A 15,686-nucleotide genomic window follows, 5' to 3' on the forward strand; every position below is an offset into this window, starting at 1 on the left:
GAATATCGCCGGCCACCCCTTCCGTGGTCCGGGCAGGACCCACGATTACGGAGTGCTGCGGCTCTCCGTTGCATCGGGCCGGGTGCCGACCAATCCGTGCTCGAGCGACCGGAAGACCTCACCCAGCAGCTGCCTCAGCTCGGCGCCCTCCTCGGTGAGCCATCGCTCATATGCGGCGAGCGCGACGCCGAGGCAGGCGTGGCCGATCGTCTGCGGGATGAGCGCGTCGCTCGCGACGCCCAGCCGCATCGCCGCGTAGTCGGCGACGACCTGACGCCACGCCGCGTACCGCAGCGTGGAGTGCGCCTGCAGGGCGGGCGTCCCGAGGATCAACCGCAACCGGCGGCGATGCCACGGCTGCTCGGCGGGGTCGACCTCGTTGAAGTCCAGGACCGCCGCCCGGATGCCGGCCATCACCGGGATTCCCGCCGGTAGCGCGGCGAAAGTCGCGCGCATGCGGTGCAACTGCTCGTCGAAGGCGCCCCAGGGGACGTCGTTCTTCGACGCGTAGTACCGGAAGAAGGTCCTCCGTCCGATTCCGGCGGCCTGCGCGATGTCGTCGACCGTCGTGGTGTCGAAGCCGCGCTCGGAGAACAGGTCGAGCGCGATGTGCTCGATCTCCGAACGGGACGTGACCGGACGCCGGCCCGCCCTGCGAGCTCCGGCCGACCCTTCGTCGGCGACTGCGGACATCATCTCTTCCTCTTCGGCACGGGGTGCCGCGAACGTCGTCATCCAGACCACCCAACACCTGGCCCGCGGACGAGAGGAAGCATGCCACGCTCCCGGGGCACCGGACGCCGACCAGGAGATCCTGTGGCCGGGTCACCGGTCCCGCGGGCTGAGCACGCAGAACTCGTTGCCCTCGGGATCGGCGAGGACCATGAATGTCTCGTCGCCATGGCCCACGTCAACCCGCTCGGCCCCCAACTGCTCCAGGCGGGCGACCTCGACGGACTGGTCGTCGTCGGCGCACGGCGCCAGGTCGAGACGCAGCCGGTACTCGACCTGCTTGCCCTCGGATGCCGGTACGGGCACCAGCCCGGGACCGCCTCCCCCTGGTCAACGCGTGCGGCGGCGTGACCGCGGGCCGGCCGTCCCCACCCCCCGAGTGGGAGATGACCGGCGCCGCGATCCGCCCACCGCCGGGGCGCACTCCGCAGCGTCCCGAATCGGTAGCCGCCGGCTCTCATACGCCGCTGGTGAACTACGGGCGCGGGAAGCTGAGGGATTGCGACGGCCATCGTCGTGATGCGATCGTGACCCATGGGGCGACGAAGGTTCCGGACGAACCAATCCTGCCGCCCCTGGCGCCCGTAGGAGACTCATGCGGATCCGCCGCCGGCCGGTCGAGAGGCTCGCCGACGATCTGCTGCTCGCCGGTCTGGGGACCGGCGATGCGGAGCTGTCCGTCGCGTTCGTCCGCCGCTTTCAGCGCGCCGTGTTCGGAGTGGCCTACAGCGTGGTCGGGGAGCCGAAGCTGGCCGAGGACGTGGCCCAGCAGGCGTTCGAGCGGGCCTGGCGACATGCGCAGGTCTACGACGCGCGACGGGGCACCGTCGCGGCGTGGCTGACGAGCATCACGCACAACCTGGCCGTCGACGCCGTCCGCGCCCGGCGTCCCACCCCGCTCGACCCCGGTGACATCGAGGACCTGCTGGTCGCGGTGAGCCGGACGCCGGAAGGCGACGCGATCGCAGCCGAGTCGTCCGCCGAGCTGCACGCGGCGATCGCCGCGCTGCCCGCCGAGCAGGCACGGGCCCTGGTGATGGCGGCCTACCGGGGAATGACCGCACGCGAGATCGCCGAGTCCGAGGGCATTCCGCTCGGCACCGCCAAGACGCGGATCCGGGCCGCCATGCTGCGATTGAACGCCGCTCTGGAGCCAGGGCGGGTGGATCATGACTGAGGCGGGCTGCATGCGCTGCCACGGGATGGCCGCCGAGCTGGCGCTGGGCGTGGCGACCGGGCGCGAGCGCGCCGAAGCGGTCGTGCACCTGCAGGCCTGTCCCGCGTGCCGGGCGGAGATCGACGACCTGACCCGGGTGCACGACCGGCTGCGGGCGCTGATCCCGTACGCGGAGCCCCCGCTCGGGTTCGAGACCCGGGTGCTCGAACGGATAGGGCCGCCGCGGCGCAGACCGGATCGCGCCCGGCGGATCCTGGTGGCAGCGGCGGTGGCGGTCGCGCTGCTGGGCGGCGGGTGGGGTCTCGCGGCGACCATGACGCCTCGCCCGCCGACCCCCGTCGCCGCCGGGGAGCGGACGCTGCTGTTCGCGCCGCTGATGACGGACGGGCACGAGACCGGGCAGGCGTTCGGGTATCTGGGCAACCCGTCGTGGATCTACATGTACATGGAGGACGTCCAGCCGGGCCAGATGCTGTCCTGCGCCGTCCTGCGCCGGGACGGTGCGCGCGTGGTCGTCGGAGATTTCCCGGCAAAGGGCAACGACTCGTTCTGGGGTGCTCCGGTGCCCATCGAGCGGTCGACGCTGGCTGCGATCGAGGTATCCGACGCGACGACGAGCCGGGTGCTCGCGAGGGCCGACTTCGCCGCCCCGAGCTGACCCGCTCCCGCACACCTCGCCCACGTCGCCGGCCAGCAGCACCTGCAATGGCTCGGAGCAGCCGGATGCGCATCTGCTCGACGGCGACACCACCGGCGGCAGGCTCGCCGCCAACGGACGGTGAGCCGGACCCGGGCCGATGGACCCCTCCGGGTTGTCGGTGGTCTCCCCTGGCGTCACCCGCCGGCCTCGCGCTGATCGGCGTGGAGGAGGCCGTCCGTCTCGTCTCCTGACGCCGCGGCGCAACCCGGACAGACACGGTCCGCGGCATGGACAATCCGATGGTCCACCTCCTCGGCCGGAAGGCGGGACGCATCACCACGGACGCCTTCATCGGCACGTTGGTCACCGCCGACCCGCCGCGCCCCGGTGACGTCATCAGCTGGCTGACCGTCTTCGACGATGCGCTGGCGATCCTCGATCGCCCGGTGCTCGTCCTCGACCCGGACATCGATCTCGTTCTCGCAGGGGGCCAGCTCGCGATCATCCGGCCGCCGGCCTTCGAGCGGCTCTGCCCGGACCTGCAGATCTCACAGGCGCGGGTGCCGCACCATATGAGGGTGGTGACCAACGCACTCCCGACCGCCCCCGACACCGCGGCGGCCATCGACTCGGTGTGCCAGCACCGCACCCGGGCCGGCCGGCTACTGCGGGAGATCTCGTCCTTCTCCGCCGAGCAGTGGCATGCCCGCACCGCCGGCCGGGTGGCGGAGGTGCTGAGCCGGCGAGGCTTCCGCCGGGAGGACATCTCCGACGACAGCGGCGAGTTGAGCATGACGGCGGAGCCGGTTCCGACGCTGCTGGAACTGCTGGCGTCCCGCTACTTCACCTCGGACGTGGACGCCGAGGAGATGCGGGCGGACAACGCGCGGCGGCGCACGTGACCCCGGCGGGCGAGCCGCCCGGCGTCATCGGCCTCATCGCCTCGGCAGCCGCCGGCGCCGAGACCATCCGTACCGACTTCGTCGAGCCGGCCCTGCGCCGCGGCTGGCGGGTCGCGATCACGCTGACCCCCACCGCCTCCACCTGGCTCGCCCACACCGGGGAGCGGGCCCGGCTGGAGTTGCGCACCGGGATGGTCGTCCGCGACGAGCCCCGGCTGCCGGGCGACGAGCGCCCGCACCCGCCGGTGACCTGCTACGTGGTCGCCCCGACCACCGCCAACACGGTCGCGAAACTCGCGCTGGGCATCGGCGACAACCAGGCCCTCACCACCGCGTGCGAGGCCCTCGGCGACCCTGCGGTCCCGGTGATCGTGTTCCCGCGGGTCAACGCCGCGCACGTCCGGCACCCGGCATGGGCATCGCATCTGACGGCGCTGCGCGCCGCCGGGGCACATCTGGTGTGGGGGCCTGAGGTGTGGCCGCTCGCCGAGCCGGGCGCGGAGGACCCGGGGCGCACGCTGCCCTGGGGTGTGATCCTCGATCTGGTCGACCAGGTCACCGCCGGCCGGCGGGATCCTGAACAGGAGAAGTAGACAGCTCGCTGTGGCCAGGGGCGGGGTCGAACCGCCGACCTTCCGCTTTTCAGGCGGACGCTCGTACCAACTGAGCTACCTGGCCGGGCGATCCGGAGCGTTCACCGGACCCCGGATGGAGCGACCCAGACGGGACTCGAACCCGCGACCTTCGCCGTGACAGGGCGACGCGCTAACCAACTGCGCCACTGGGCCTTGCTTGATCTTGCTTGATACTGCCGCACCTCATTGTGCATCGTACGTACCCCCAACGGGATTCGAACCCGCGCTGCCGCCTTGAAAGGGCGGAGTCCTAGGCCGCTAGACGATGGGGGCTTGGACCACCGGAGTGATCCTTGCCCTCCAACGGCTTGCCGTTGGAAGCGAGGTAAGCATATGACAGGCCCCTGCGCGACCCCAAACCGAGGGTCCCCTAAAGCCGATCCGGCACTGAAACCGCAGGTCAGAGGGCCTTCCCGGGTGGTCGCCGACGCCCCGGAGAGGGCCCTGACCAGGCCCTGGAGCCGAAAAGGGACTTCTGTGACCTCGGCCACCACCCGGGTCGCCCCGAATCGGTGCCCGATCGACCCCGAGGGCCCACCGGCAGCCTGTCCGCGGCGACGGCGGCACACATTCGACAGGCGCGACCGACGGACAGCCGGTAACTTCTCGAACGGTCCCGGGACGCCTGGCATGCCGGCTCGGGGGGTGCGTGCCAGCCGCCCGGGGCCGCGGACGCACAGCGGAGACCCGGCGGATCCGCCCGCCGGCGCCCGCTCGGTCAGCGACTGACCGGCGGCGGCAGGTCCGGATTCGACGAGATCAGGCCGAGCATGTCGAGCAACTGCCGCAGGTCCTCAGGGTCCGCCGAGTTCTTCGCGACCACCAACCGCGCACGGTGCACCTGGTCGTCCGAGACCCGGTAGGCGTCGGCCGCCGTGCGCGGGGTGGGAATCGCACCCGCCGGCACCGGCCGCTCGTCACTGATGTCCCGTCGTGCGCTGCCGATCCCGCTCATCGACGCCTCCCCGTCCGGTCGCCCTCTGGCTTCGGCTGAGCAGAGAGGGGCACGACAGACGTCGAGCACGCCTGCGTCGGCCTGGTCCCCTTCACCCGGACCGGGAACCGCGGCCCCACCTCCGACACACCGCGCAGCCACCCCCGTGGCCGTGACCGGCACGTTACCCATCGTGCCGGGCGGATGCATGCCCCTTCACGGGTGAGGTCACCGACATTCGGTCACCCTCCGAACACGGTGTGTTGCCACAATGATGAGCCGTGATCCAACTGCGACGGATGGGACGTTGTACCCCCAGTGGGTATGATCGACGCAGCGATTGAGCCGGGAGGCCACCATGCCCGCGTACACCGACAACCGCGACGCCCACCTGCGGAGACTGCGCCGCATCGAGGGCCAGGTCCGCGGCCTGCAACGGATGGTGTCCGAGGACGTCTACTGCATCGACGTCCTGACCCAGGTCTCGGCCGCGACCAGGGCGTTGCAGTCCTTCGCCCTCGAACTGCTCTCCGAGCACATGTCGGGCTGCGTCGTCGACGCCGCGCGCACCGGCCAGCAGGAGGGCGAGGCCAAGGTCCGGGAGGCCGCGGAAGCGATCGCCCGGCTCGTTCGCTCCTGACCGGAACCGGGACCCGGCACGACCGTCGGGCCGCCCTGTCACCATCTGCCCCAGACGATCACTCAGGAGGCTCCCCATGAGCGTCGAGACCCCGTTCCGCAGCAGCGTCACCGTCGTGGGCATGACCTGTGGGCACTGCACGATGTCGGTCACCGAGGAGATCAGCGAGCTCGACGGCGTGCGCGAGGTGGAGGTCGACCTGGAGTCCGGCGCCGTCACCGTGCTCAGCGACCGCGAGCTCGGCCACGACGAGATCGAGGCCGCCGTCGTCGAGGCCGGCTTCTCGCTCGCCGACCGACGTCGCGGGGACGGGCGGTCGTAGGCTGCCGGCATGTCCCCGTTCCGCGATCGCCGGCGGTCGCGGCACCGCGCGCCCGAACAGCCCGCAGCCGCGTCTCCGGCGGACGCCGAGCTTCTCCCGCACGATCCGGAGCTCGACTCCTACCTCGCCGCCCTGGCCCGCGAGTCCGAGGAGGGCGCCACCGAGCTGACCGGGCGCTTCGGCTCGGCCCAGGTCTTCCAGCTCCGGCTCCCCGCGCTGCGGATCGAGCAGCTCCGCCGCCTGGCCGAGGAACGCGGCGTCTCCCCCGGTGCCATGGCCGTCGAGTGGGTGATCGAGCGGCTCGACCGGGAGGACACCCCCACCGGTCCCCTTGCCCGGATCGACGACGAGCCGTCACGCGGGCCGGGCAATCCGCTGCGGCTCAACCGGCGCAAGAACCGCTGAGCGCCCTCAGCGTCCCCCGGCCACCGCGACCCGGGCGGGATCGTCGCCGGCCAGGCACGGGCTGCCGGTGAGCCGGTCGAGCTGCACCGCACCGGCCAGCGCGCGGTAGCCGGCCGCCGTCAGGTGCAGGCCGTCCCCGGAGTCGAACACCGGCAGGAGCCGGCTGGGGTGCGCCGGGTCGGCCACTGCGGCGGCGAAGTCGAACACGCCGTCGGCGTGCATCTCGCCCTGACTGCGGACCCACGCGTTCACCGCGTCGCGGACCGCGATCGCGCGAGGGGTGCCGTGCGCACCCGCAACCGACGGCGTGATCGTGGTGAGGAAGACCCGCAGTCCGGCGGCGCGGGCCTGGTCGGCGAAGCCGATGAGACCCGAGATGATCTGCCCGGCGGTGCGCCCGGCCGCGATGTCGTTGGTGCCGATGTGCAGCACCACGTCGGTGACACCGGACGCGGCCGCGACGTCGTGGGCGAACCGGCGGCCCGGCGAATCGCCCTCGATCTCCGGACGGTCGGCGAGCAGTTGATTGCGCGAGATCCCGGCGTTGAGCACGGACATCACAGCCCGGCCGCCGACGCCGGCGAGGCGGGCGGACAGCGCGTCGGACCAGCGGTCGTCGCGGCCGGGGTCGCTGCCCACCCCATCGGTGATCGAGTCGCCGACGAGCACCACGGCGTTCTCGTGGTGGGGAGCGAGGACGTCGACCCCGGTGAGGACCAACCACGAGGAGATCGGGGTGGCGAACGCGGCGCCGTCGGTGGTGTCGGCGAAGTCGCCGCCACCGGACACGTACGAGGTCTGCAGTGCGACCGGGTGTGCGGCGACGTGGTCCGGCTCGGCCGGTAGGAACATGCTCACCGCGATCGGCTGACCTGCCTCGGCCACGAACGGCACCGGGTCGCTGAGGATCTCCGCCCCCGGTGCCACCGCGACGACCGGCAGCCCGCCGAAGAACACCGGCCGCGCCGTCCCGCCGAGCACCGCCGGGCCGACACCGGCCCGGCCCGCGGTCACCGCGCCGACCAGCAGCGGCACCCGGCCGTAGCGGTTGGAGAGCCGGACCCGGATCTCCGAGCCGGTGACCTGTGGACGGACGATCATCCGCAGGGTCCGCCCCGCCAGCGCCGACGCGATCGGCACGCCGGCCGCCGCCTGCGGGCTGGTCTCCCACGCCGTCACCCAGCCCGGTCCGCAGGAGTCGGACCCGGCCGTCCGGGCAGCCGGGCGCTGACCGGCCGCCGCCGCCGACGGATCACCGACCGCACCCACCGCGACGAGTGCGCTCACCGTCGTCACGAGCACGGTTCCGATCGCGAGACCGGGGGGCGCCCAGCGGGACCGGTGTGGCCGGACGGCCCGCCTCAGGCTCGCGCCGACAGCCGCGATCACCCGCATCGCCCCACCCGAACCCCCTCGCCCGTCGATGCCGGTCGGCCGGACGATCACCGCCCGCGGAAATGGTCGCCGAGATCGGCGACGACGTGACGGACGCGGTGTCGCCCGTCCGGGTACTGCGCACGTCGCTACGTCCAGACGAACGACGCCGTCAGCTCATCGGTGAGTGGTCCGAATGGGTGATTACGTTACGTTGCGTGGAATTCACGCTCGGAGATCGCCGGCCGGGCCGTCACCGAGGCGGGTGGCACACCTCAGCCTGACCATCCGACCAGGTGGCAGCCGGCCACGGTGAGCACAGGATCTACACCGGGAACCCGGCACGGCCTACTGTCGTGCCACCACGAAGCGACGACGCTGCAAGGAGGCCCGCACGTGGGCGATTACCAGGACATCTTCCGCGCCAGCGTGGACGACCCGGAGGCGTTCTGGCTGGGCGCCGCCGAGACGATCGACTGGCACGTGAAGCCGACGCGCGCGCTGGACGACGCCAACCCGCCGTTCTACCGGTGGTTCCCCGACGGGGAGCTGAACGTCGCGTACAACGCGCTGGACCGCCACGTCGACGCCGGCCGTGGCGACCAGGCCGCACTGATCTACGACAGCCCGGTCACCGGCACGAAGCGGACCCACACGTACACCCAGCTGCGCGACGAGGTCGCGAGATTCGCCGGTGTGCTCGCCGGCCTGGGGGTCGGCAAGGGCGACCGGGTCGTGATCTACATGCCGATGGTCCCCGAGGCCGCGATCGCGATGCTGGCCACGGCCCGCATCGGCGCCGTGCACTCGGTGGTGTTCGGCGGCTTCGCGCCCAAGGAGCTCGCGGTCCGCATCGACGACGCGGCACCGAAGGTGATCGTGTCGGCGTCCTGCGGCATCGAGGGCAAGCGGGTCATCGAGTACAAGCCGCTGCTGGACAGGGCCATCGAGATGGCGGCGAACAAGCCGGCCAAGCAGGTCATCCTGCAGCGGCCGCAGGCCGAGGCCACGATGGGCGAGAACGACATCGACTGGGCCGAGGCGATGTCCGAGGCGACACCGGCCGAGCCGGTGCCGGTCAAGGCCACCGACCCGCTCTACATCCTCTACACCTCCGGCACCACCGGGAAACCCAAGGGCGTCGTGCGCGACAGCGGCGGTTACGCGGTCGCGTTGCGCTGGACCATGCCGAACGTCTACGACGTCGACGCCGGCGAGGCCATGTTCACCGCGTCCGACGTGGGCTGGGTCGTCGGGCACTCCTACATCGTCTACGCGCCGCTGCTCACCGGCGCGACGACCGTGCTCTACGAGGGCAAGCCGGTCGGGACCCCGGACGCCGGCCAGTTCTGGCGGGTCATCGCCGAGAACGGCGTGAAGAGCATGTTCACCGCGCCGACGGCGTTCCGGGCCATCAAGAAGGAGGACCCGAAGGGCACGCTGCTCGCCGACTACGACCTCAGCAACCTGCAGTACCTCTTCCTCGCCGGTGAGCGGCTCGATCCCGAGACCTACCGCTGGGCCTCCGACCTGCTCGGCATCCCCGTGATCGACCACTGGTGGCAGACCGAGACCGGCTGGCCGATCGTGGCCAACCCGATGGGCATCGAGGCGCAGGAGATCAAGCCCGGTTCCCCGACGCTGCCGCTGCCCGGCTGGGACGTGCAGGTGCTCGGCCCCGACGGCAAGCCCGTCGAGGCGGGCACCGACGGCGCGATCGTCGTGAAGCTGCCGATGCCGCCGGGGTCACTGCCGACGCTGTGGAACGACGACGAGCGGTTCGTGAAGTCCTACATGTCGGCCTTCGACGGCTATTACCTGACCGGCGACGGCGGGCATCTCGACTCCGACGGCTACCTGTTCGTCATGGGCCGCACCGACGACGTGATCAACGTCGCCGGGCACCGGCTGTCCACCGGCGGCATGGAGGAGGTCCTCGCCTCCCATCCCGACGTCGCCGAGTGCGCCGTCATCGGCGTCGCCGACCAGATGAAGGGCCAGATCCCGCGCGGGTTCGTCGTGCTCAAGGCCGGGGTCGACACCGACGAGGAGCAGCTGCGCGCAGAGCTCGTGCAGATGGTCCGCGACCAGGTCGGCGCGGTCGCCTCGCTCAAGGACGTCGCGGTCGTCGCGGCGCTGCCCAAGACCCGCTCGGGCAAGATCCTCCGCAAGACGATGCGCGGGATCGCCGACGGCGTCGACGAGCCGGTGCCCTCGACCATCGACGACGCATCGGTGCTCGACGCACTGCGACCGGTGCTGCGCCGGGAGTAGTGCGTCACGCAGTGACGTACTCCTTTCGGCCGTATCAAGACAGGGCCGTACGGACCAACTTCGGCGGCTGCAGGGGCCGCGGGGTAACGCCCCGCGGCCCCGTTCCCGATGTCCGGACGCGGCCGCACGCTCCCCCTCGGCGGTCGTCCCGTTCGTCGAGAGGACCGCCTCTTATGCACGCCCTCGGCAGTACTCGGATAGTCGCGCTCGCCGCCCTGCTGGGCGCCGCCCTGGTCCTCGCGGTCGCCGGGGCCGCGGCGGAGGGCCCGGGCCGCCGCGGCGCGGCGCCGTCCCGCCACGTCGGCGAGCCGGCCCTGCACCACCCGACACCGACTCCGCGCACAGCGCTCTCGACGGTGGCCCGGCCGTACTCCATGATCCGAGCCGCCGTTCCGGCGACCACCGCGGTGGCCGCCGGTGAGCCGGATCGGCCGCTGAAAGGGTGACCTGGGTCTCCCGGGCGGGGCATCCGGGTGCACGATGACGCGCATGAAGGTCGTCGTGGATTTCGATCTGTGTGAGAGCAACGCCGTCTGCATGGGCATCGCGCCCGAGGTGTTCGAGGTCCGGGAGGACGACTTCCTCTACATCCTCGACGAGAACCCCCCGGAGTCGCTGCGGCCGAAGCTCGAGGAGGCCGTGCGCAGCTGCCCGAAGGCGGCCATCGCGCTGCAGGAGTGACCTGCCGCGGTCAACCCGTGGGTGGCGTGATGATGCTGAAGACCGCGCCCTGCGGGTCGCCCAGCACCGTGAAGCGGCCCGGTTGGATGTCCGTCGGGGGCACCAGGACCGCGCCGCCGAGTTCCCGGGCGCGCGCGGCGGCGGTGTCGGTGTCCGTGGCCGCGAAGTAGACCATCCAGTGCGCCGGGATGTCGGCGGGCCACTTCTCGTCCATCGTCAACATGCCACCGATCCACTGGTCGCCCCGCAGCCAGACGGTGTACGGGAAACCGCCCATCGGCTCGGTCCGGGCTGTCCAGCCGAACACCGCGTGGTAGAACTCGGCGGCCGCGGCCGGCTCGCGCGTGGTCAGCTCGTTCCAGCAGCACGCCCCGGGCTCGCCCCACAAGCCGGCGCCGATGTGGTCGCGTGGCTGCCACACCGCGAACGCCGCGCCGGTGGGGTCGGACAGCGCGGCCATCCGGCCCCAGGTCATGACGTCCATCGGTTCGAGGTAGACCTGCCCGCCTGCGTCCCGGACCGACTTCGCCGTGGTGTCGGCGTCCACGACCGAGATGTAGGTGGCCCAGAACGGGCGCCCGGAGTGGCGCATCGGGCCGATGCCGGCGACCGGGTACCCGTTCATCAGACACATCCGGTACCCGCCCGACTCGGGCGGCCCCTCCTCGCCGGCCCAGCCGAACAGCCCGCCGTAGAACTCGGCCGCCGCCGCGGGGTCGGGGGTGCCCAGATCCACCCAGGAGGGCCTACCCGGCGGGTAGCTGTGCATCTCCATCGCAAGCTCCGCTGGTCGGGGTCCGTGGTGCTGCAGAGCTCACGGACCGGAGCGGGACATCCTCGTCCGGCCGGGCCTCCCCGGTCAGGGCTGAACGGCCTTATCAGAACGCCCCGGACCCCCCGGACGACCGGTGCCGCTTGCCGCTCCCCCGGCCAGGGGTCAGGATCACCTCGCTGTCGCCCGAAGCCGGAGGAGAGTCACCGATGACCGTCTGGAACACCCCGCTGACCCCGCTGGCGTTCCTGCGTCGCTCGGCCGAGGTCTATCCGGACAAGCAGGCGATCGTCTACGGCGACCGCCGGTCCAGCTACGCCGAGTTCGCCGCGGAGGCGACCCGGGTCGCGCACGCGCTGCGCGGCTCCGGCATCGAGCCGGGCGACCGGGTGGCCTACCTGCTGCCGAACGTGCCCGAGATGCTCGTCGCGCACTTCGCCGTGCCGCTCGCCGGCGCCGTCCTGGTCGCGATCAACACCCGGCTGTCCACCGAGGAGATCCGCTACATCCTCGACCACTCGGGCGCGAAGCTGCTGGTCGTCGATGCGGCGCTGTATCCGCAGGTGGCGCCGGTGGCCGCCGACCTGAAGACCGTCGAGGAGATCATCACCGTGATCGACCCGGCGGCGCCGGGCGACGGCACCGGCAGCGGTGTGACCTACGACGACCTGCTGGCCCGCGGCGCGGACGACCCGCTGCCCTGGGCGGTCGAGGACGAGAACGCGACGATCGCGATCAACTACACGTCGGGCACGACCGGCAAGCCCAAGGGCGTGCAGTACATCCACCGCGGCGCGTACCTGAACTCGTTCGGCGAGGTCGTGCACTCCGCGCACACCCCGGACACCGTGTACCTGTGGACGCTGCCGATGTTCCACTGCAACGGCTGGTGCACGCCGTGGGCCATCACCGCGATCGGCGGCACCCATGTGTGCCTGCGCGAGGTGCGCGGCGACGTGATCTGGAAGCTGATCAACGAACACCGGGTGACTCACCTCAACGGGGCCCCCACCGTCGTCACCACGATCATGCGGGCACCCGAGGCCACGACGCTGGACTACCAGCTCGTGATCACCACGGCGGGCGCGCCGCCGAGCCCGACGACGATCCTGCAGATGGAGCGGATGAACTTCCGCATCGTGCACGTCTACGGGCTCACCGAGACCTACGGGCCGTACTCGGTCAACCAGTACCAGCGGGCCTGGGACTCGCTCGAGCCCGAGGAGCGGGCGGGGATGCAGGCCCGCCAGGGCGTCGGCATGGTGTGCGCGGACTGGCTGCGCGTCGTCGACCAGGACATGAACGACGTTCCCGCCGACGGCACGACGATGGGCGAGATCGTCATGCGCGGCAACAACGTCATGGCCGGCTACTACAAGGACCCGGAGGGCACCGCGAAGGCGTTCTCCGGCGGCTGGTTCCACTCCGGCGACCTCGGCGTCATGCACCCCGACGGCTACGTCGAGCTGCGCGACCGGGCCAAGGACGTCGTCGTCTCCGGTGGCGAGAACATCTCCACGGTCGAGGTGGAGCAGGCGATCGTCTCGCACCCCGCGGTGCTGGAGGTGGCCGTGATCGGCGTACCCGACGAGAGGTGGGGCGAGCGGCCCAAGGCGTTCGTGGTGCTCGCCGACGGGGAGAGCGCCACCGAGGAGGAGCTCATCGAGCACGTGAAGTCGAAGATCGCCCGGTACAAGGCGCCCAAGGCCGTGGAGATCGTCACCGAGCTGCCCAAGACCTCGACGGGCAAGGTGCAGAAGTTCGAACTGCGGGAGAAGGAGTGGTCCGGGGAGGCCAGCCGCATCCGGGGCTGACCCGCCGGCCGGGGTCGACACATGTGACCTGGAGCACTGCCTGGCGGGCGTTTGTCCATTAGCGTTGCTCACCATGCACGTCGGGCGCGGCATCTTCCTGCAGAACAACGGTGACCCGGACCGGGACGCCGAGATCGTCGCCACCGAGTTCCGCCTGGCCGAGCAGGCCGAGGCGGACGGGTTCGACTCGCTGTGGGCGGCCGAGCACCACTTCGACGGCTACCACATGTGCCCGAACCCGGCCCAGGTGCTGACCTACCTCGCCGGCCGCACCCGGCGGGTGCTGCTCGGGTCGATGGTCGTCGTGCTGCCCTGGCACGACCCGGTGCGCCTCGCCGAGGACCTCGCGCTGGTCGACCACCTCTCCGAGGGTCGGCTGGTGCTCGGCGTCGGGCGCGGCCTGGGCCGGATCGAGTTCGAGGGCTTCCGCCTGGAGATGGGTGAGTCGCGGCCCCGGTTCATCGAGCACGCGGAGGCCCTCGTGCAGGGCTTCGAGACCGGCACGATGGCCTACGACGGCGAGTACTACCGCCAGCCGCCGGTGGCGTTGCGCCCGAAACCACGCGGGTCGCTGCGTGGTCGGGTGTACGCCGCCGCGGTGTCCCCCGCATCGATGGACATCATGGCCCGGCTCGGCTTCGGGGTGCTGGTCATCCCGCAGAAGCCGTGGGCGACCACCGAGGCCGAGGTCGCGGCCTACCGCGAGCGCTTCCTGGAGATCAACGGAGTGGAGCCGCCGCGGCCACTGCTGGCGACCTGGACGGCGGTGCACGAGTCGGCCGCCGCCGCGCAGGAGCTGCACTCCGAACACATCGTCCGCTACGCCCGGTCGATCGTGGAGCACTACGAGTTCGGCAACGAGGGCCTCGCCGAGATCCCGGGCTACGAGTACTACGGGGCACTCGCGAAGAACCTCAAGAAGCGCGGCCTGGAGGAGTTCACCCACTTCCTGGCCGGGCTGCAGGTGCACGGGACCCCGGACGCCGTCACCGACCAGCTCGTCGACTACGCGCGCCGGATCGACGCCGCCGGGGTGATCGCGGTGCTGTCCACGTTCGGGCACCAGAGCACCGCGGAGGCGATGCGCAACCAGGCGCTGTTCGCGAGCGCCGTACTGCCGAAGCTGCAGGCGATCGACACGCATCGCGTGCTCGGCGCCGCCGCATGACCCGCGCCGCCCCGGGTGCCGCGGCCCCGCCGCGGGAGGCGCCCGGGGCGCTGCGCGCCGCCTCGGGCGCCGTCGCCACCACGACCGCGACGGTGCTGCCGATCTTCCTCACCGGAGCGCTGGCGGTGCAGATCTCCGCCGAGCTCGGCTTCGACCCGGCCGGGCTGGGACTGGTCGTGGCGTTGTACTTCGGGGTCAGCGCGCTGGCGTCGCTGCCGGTCGGGTGGCTGGTGGAGCGGTTCGGGTCGGGCCCCACCAGCCGCCTCGCGGTGCTCGGCGCGGCGGCCGTGATGACCGTCCTGGCGGCCGCGGCGCGGTCCTATCCGGCGCTGGTCGCGATCCTGCTGTGCAGCGCGTGGTGCAACGTGATGGGCCAGCTGTCGTCGAACCTCACGCTGGCCCGGTCCGTCCCGGCGCACCGGCTGGGGCTGTCGTTCGGGGTCAAGCAGGCTGCGATCCCGCTGGCCACACTGCTCTCCGGGGTCGCGGTGCCCGTCGTCGCGCTGACCGTCGGCTGGCGCTGGGCCTACGTGATCGGCGCCGGGCTCGCGGTGTCGGCGCTGCTGCTCAGCCCTCGACACGTCGCGGCGCACGAGCGGAACCGCGCCGCCCCCGGGGAACGGGCCACCGCGGCGCTGAGCGTGATCGGGCTGGCCTCCGGGCTGGCCGCGGCGACGGCGACGGCGCTGGGCATCTTCCTCGTGGCGTCCGCTGTCGACCGGGGCATCGACCCCGGGCTGGCCGGCCTGGTCCTGACCCTGGGCAGCATCGTCGGGCTGTCCATGCGGTTGCTGCACGGGTGGCTCGCCGACCGGCGCAACGGCGGGCACGTCACGGTGGTCGCCGGGAGCCTCGTGCTGGGCGCGGGCGGGCTGGTGCTGCTCGCGACCCCGGGCACGGTCGCGCTGGTGATCGGCACGATCCTCGCCTTCGGGCTGGGCTGGGCGTGGCCGGGGCTGCTGCAGTTCGCGGTGGTCCGGCTCAACCCGTCGGCACCCGCCGCGGCGACCTCGATCGTGCAGGTGGGGGTGTACGCGGGCGGGTTTCTCGGGCCGGTCGGGTTCGGCTTCCTCGCCACGCACGCGTCGTTCCCGGTGGCGTGGCTCAGCGGGGCGGTCACGATGGTGATCGCCGCCGCCGGGATGATCATCGGCCGGCGGATGCTCGTCGCGCACCGGGTCGCCCACGAGCCGGCCGCGCGGTAGCCGCGCCCCGG

17 protein-coding genes, 3 tRNA genes and 1 pseudogene are annotated in these 15,686 nt (G+C 72.0%); 13 read left to right on the forward strand and 8 right to left on the reverse strand.

All coding sequences use genetic code 11. The annotated features are described in order from the left end of the window. Nucleotides 1-45: 45 nt before the first annotated feature. Together mftR and HF526_RS24085 are read right to left on the reverse strand one after the other, a co-directional pair. Entirely contained in the window at nt 46-693 is a 648-nt protein-coding gene (gene mftR, locus HF526_RS24080) for a mycofactocin system transcriptional regulator (RefSeq protein WP_169383846.1), read from the reverse strand. Nucleotides 694-825: 132 nt separating this feature from the next. Further along, a pseudogene (locus HF526_RS24085) lies at nt 826-1,044 on the reverse strand (VOC family protein); the annotation flags it as partial. 283 nt (nt 1,045-1,327) lie between these two features. On the opposite strand from HF526_RS24085, the gene HF526_RS24090 reads away from it, so the two are divergent. From HF526_RS24090 to HF526_RS35685, 4 genes are all read left to right on the forward strand, one after another. After that, on the forward strand, nt 1,328-1,909 hold the full coding sequence (locus tag HF526_RS24090; protein ID WP_169383847.1) for an RNA polymerase sigma factor: 582 nt from the start codon (nt 1,328-1,330) through the stop codon (nt 1,907-1,909). Continuing rightward, nucleotides 1,902-2,567, forward strand: a complete 666-nt coding sequence (locus HF526_RS24095) for a hypothetical protein (RefSeq protein ID WP_169383848.1) — start codon at nt 1,902-1,904, stop codon at nt 2,565-2,567. Before HF526_RS24090 ends, HF526_RS24095 begins: the two co-directional genes overlap by 8 nt. A gap of 269 nt (nt 2,568-2,836) precedes the next feature. Further along, on the forward strand, nt 2,837-3,451 hold the full coding sequence (locus tag HF526_RS35680) for a hypothetical protein (protein ID WP_169383849.1): 615 nt from the start codon (nt 2,837-2,839) through the stop codon (nt 3,449-3,451). Then, nucleotides 3,448-4,044, forward strand: coding sequence for a flavoprotein (locus HF526_RS35685; RefSeq protein WP_169383850.1), 597 nt, complete (start codon nt 3,448-3,450; stop codon nt 4,042-4,044). The genes HF526_RS35680 and HF526_RS35685 overlap by 4 nt, the downstream gene beginning before the upstream one ends. 11 nt (nt 4,045-4,055) lie before the next feature. Here the strand turns inward: HF526_RS35685 and HF526_RS24110 are convergent. The 4 genes from HF526_RS24110 to HF526_RS24125 form a co-directional block, all read right to left on the reverse strand. Next, nucleotides 4,056-4,129 (reverse strand) — tRNA-Phe (locus HF526_RS24110). Between the two features lie 36 nt (nt 4,130-4,165). After that, nucleotides 4,166-4,239, reverse strand: a tRNA-Asp gene (locus tag HF526_RS24115). Nucleotides 4,240-4,286: 47 nt separating this feature from the next. Continuing rightward, a tRNA-Glu gene (locus tag HF526_RS24120) sits at nt 4,287-4,359 on the reverse strand. A 445-nt stretch (nt 4,360-4,804) separates the two neighbouring features. After that, nucleotides 4,805-5,041 carry a hypothetical protein gene (locus HF526_RS24125; protein WP_169383851.1) on the reverse strand — a complete coding sequence of 79 codons (237 nt, stop codon included), beginning with the start codon at nt 5,039-5,041 and terminating at the stop codon, nt 4,805-4,807. A 337-nt stretch (nt 5,042-5,378) separates the two neighbouring features. Between HF526_RS24125 and HF526_RS24130 the strand changes: the two genes are divergently transcribed. The 3 genes from HF526_RS24130 to HF526_RS24140 all read left to right on the forward strand — a co-directional run bounded on the left by HF526_RS24130 (nt 5,379) and on the right by HF526_RS24140 (nt 6,387). Further along, entirely contained in the window at nt 5,379-5,660 is a 282-nt protein-coding gene (locus HF526_RS24130) for a metal-sensitive transcriptional regulator (protein WP_169383852.1), read from the forward strand. Between the two features lie 76 nt (nt 5,661-5,736). Further along, complete coding sequence (locus HF526_RS24135; RefSeq protein ID WP_169383853.1) at nt 5,737-5,982, forward strand: heavy-metal-associated domain-containing protein; 246 nt, start codon at nt 5,737-5,739, stop codon at nt 5,980-5,982. A gap of 9 nt (nt 5,983-5,991) precedes the next feature. Next, nucleotides 5,992-6,387, forward strand: coding sequence for a hypothetical protein (locus HF526_RS24140; protein ID WP_211177727.1), 396 nt, complete (start codon nt 5,992-5,994; stop codon nt 6,385-6,387). Nucleotides 6,388-6,393: 6 nt separating this feature from the next. On the opposite strand, the gene HF526_RS24145 is transcribed toward HF526_RS24140, so the two are convergent. Beyond that, a complete protein-coding gene (locus HF526_RS24145; RefSeq protein ID WP_169383854.1) occupies nt 6,394-7,689 on the reverse strand; it encodes a GDSL-type esterase/lipase family protein in 1,296 nt (431 codons plus the stop codon). A gap of 468 nt (nt 7,690-8,157) precedes the next feature. Here HF526_RS24145 and HF526_RS24150 point away from each other — a divergent pair, with 468 nt between their 5' ends. The 3 genes from HF526_RS24150 to HF526_RS24160 all read left to right on the forward strand — a co-directional run bounded on the left by HF526_RS24150 (nt 8,158) and on the right by HF526_RS24160 (nt 10,716). Next, nucleotides 8,158-10,035, forward strand: a complete 1,878-nt coding sequence (locus tag HF526_RS24150; protein WP_169383855.1) for an acetate--CoA ligase — start codon at nt 8,158-8,160, stop codon at nt 10,033-10,035. Nucleotides 10,036-10,208: 173 nt separating this feature from the next. Further along, nucleotides 10,209-10,481 carry a hypothetical protein gene (locus HF526_RS24155; RefSeq protein ID WP_169383856.1) on the forward strand — a complete coding sequence of 91 codons (273 nt, stop codon included), beginning with the start codon at nt 10,209-10,211 and terminating at the stop codon, nt 10,479-10,481. A gap of 43 nt (nt 10,482-10,524) precedes the next feature. Beyond that, entirely contained in the window at nt 10,525-10,716 is a 192-nt protein-coding gene (locus tag HF526_RS24160; RefSeq protein WP_169383857.1) for a ferredoxin, read from the forward strand. Nucleotides 10,717-10,726: 10 nt separating this feature from the next. Here the strand turns inward: HF526_RS24160 and HF526_RS24165 are convergent, their stop codons facing one another. Then, on the reverse strand, nt 10,727-11,491 hold the full coding sequence (locus HF526_RS24165) for a VOC family protein (protein ID WP_169383858.1): 765 nt from the start codon (nt 11,489-11,491) through the stop codon (nt 10,727-10,729). Nucleotides 11,492-11,697: 206 nt separating this feature from the next. Here HF526_RS24165 and HF526_RS24170 point away from each other — a divergent pair, with 206 nt between their 5' ends. From HF526_RS24170 to HF526_RS24180, 3 genes are all read left to right on the forward strand, one after another. Continuing rightward, nucleotides 11,698-13,302: an acyl--CoA ligase family protein gene (locus tag HF526_RS24170; RefSeq protein ID WP_169383859.1), complete on the forward strand. Its 1,605-nt coding sequence runs from the start codon at nt 11,698-11,700 to the stop codon at nt 13,300-13,302. Between the two features lie 73 nt (nt 13,303-13,375). After that, entirely contained in the window at nt 13,376-14,470 is a 1,095-nt protein-coding gene (locus HF526_RS24175; protein WP_169383860.1) for an LLM class flavin-dependent oxidoreductase, read from the forward strand. Further along, nucleotides 14,467-15,675, forward strand: coding sequence for an MFS transporter (locus tag HF526_RS24180; protein WP_169383861.1), 1,209 nt, complete (start codon nt 14,467-14,469; stop codon nt 15,673-15,675). The genes HF526_RS24175 and HF526_RS24180 overlap by 4 nt, the downstream gene beginning before the upstream one ends. The last annotated feature ends 11 nt before the right edge of the window (nt 15,676-15,686 follow it).

The sequence above is a fragment of the Pseudonocardia acidicola genome (assembly GCF_012911935.1).
In the GTDB taxonomy this organism is placed as follows: domain Bacteria; phylum Actinomycetota; class Actinomycetes; order Mycobacteriales; family Pseudonocardiaceae; genus Pseudonocardia; species Pseudonocardia acidicola.

Bases quoted from the DNA above. Each gene is read 5' to 3' on its own strand.
- HF526_RS24090 (WP_169383847.1), top strand. From the start codon at position 1,328: ATGCGGATCCGCCGCCGGCCGGTCGAGAGGCTCGCCGACGATCTGCTG.
- HF526_RS24175 (WP_169383860.1), top strand. From the start codon at position 13,376: ATGCACGTCGGGCGCGGCATCTTCCTGCAGAACAACGGTGACCCGGAC.
- HF526_RS24140 (WP_211177727.1), top strand. From the start codon at position 5,992: ATGTCCCCGTTCCGCGATCGCCGGCGGTCGCGGCACCGCGCGCCCGAA.
- HF526_RS24095 (WP_169383848.1), top strand. From the start codon at position 1,902: ATGACTGAGGCGGGCTGCATGCGCTGCCACGGGATGGCCGCCGAGCTG.
- HF526_RS24165 (WP_169383858.1), bottom strand. From the start codon at position 11,491: ATGGAGATGCACAGCTACCCGCCGGGTAGGCCCTCCTGGGTGGATCTG.
- HF526_RS24180 (WP_169383861.1), top strand. From the start codon at position 14,467: ATGACCCGCGCCGCCCCGGGTGCCGCGGCCCCGCCGCGGGAGGCGCCC.
- HF526_RS24170 (WP_169383859.1), top strand. From the start codon at position 11,698: ATGACCGTCTGGAACACCCCGCTGACCCCGCTGGCGTTCCTGCGTCGC.
- HF526_RS24130 (WP_169383852.1), top strand. From the start codon at position 5,379: ATGCCCGCGTACACCGACAACCGCGACGCCCACCTGCGGAGACTGCGC.
- HF526_RS35680 (WP_169383849.1), top strand. From the start codon at position 2,837: ATGGACAATCCGATGGTCCACCTCCTCGGCCGGAAGGCGGGACGCATC.
- HF526_RS24155 (WP_169383856.1), top strand. From the start codon at position 10,209: ATGCACGCCCTCGGCAGTACTCGGATAGTCGCGCTCGCCGCCCTGCTG.
- HF526_RS24160 (WP_169383857.1), top strand. From the start codon at position 10,525: ATGAAGGTCGTCGTGGATTTCGATCTGTGTGAGAGCAACGCCGTCTGC.
- mftR (WP_169383846.1), bottom strand. From the start codon at position 693: ATGTCCGCAGTCGCCGACGAAGGGTCGGCCGGAGCTCGCAGGGCGGGC.
- HF526_RS24125 (WP_169383851.1), bottom strand. From the start codon at position 5,041: ATGAGCGGGATCGGCAGCGCACGACGGGACATCAGTGACGAGCGGCCG.
- HF526_RS24135 (WP_169383853.1), top strand. From the start codon at position 5,737: ATGAGCGTCGAGACCCCGTTCCGCAGCAGCGTCACCGTCGTGGGCATG.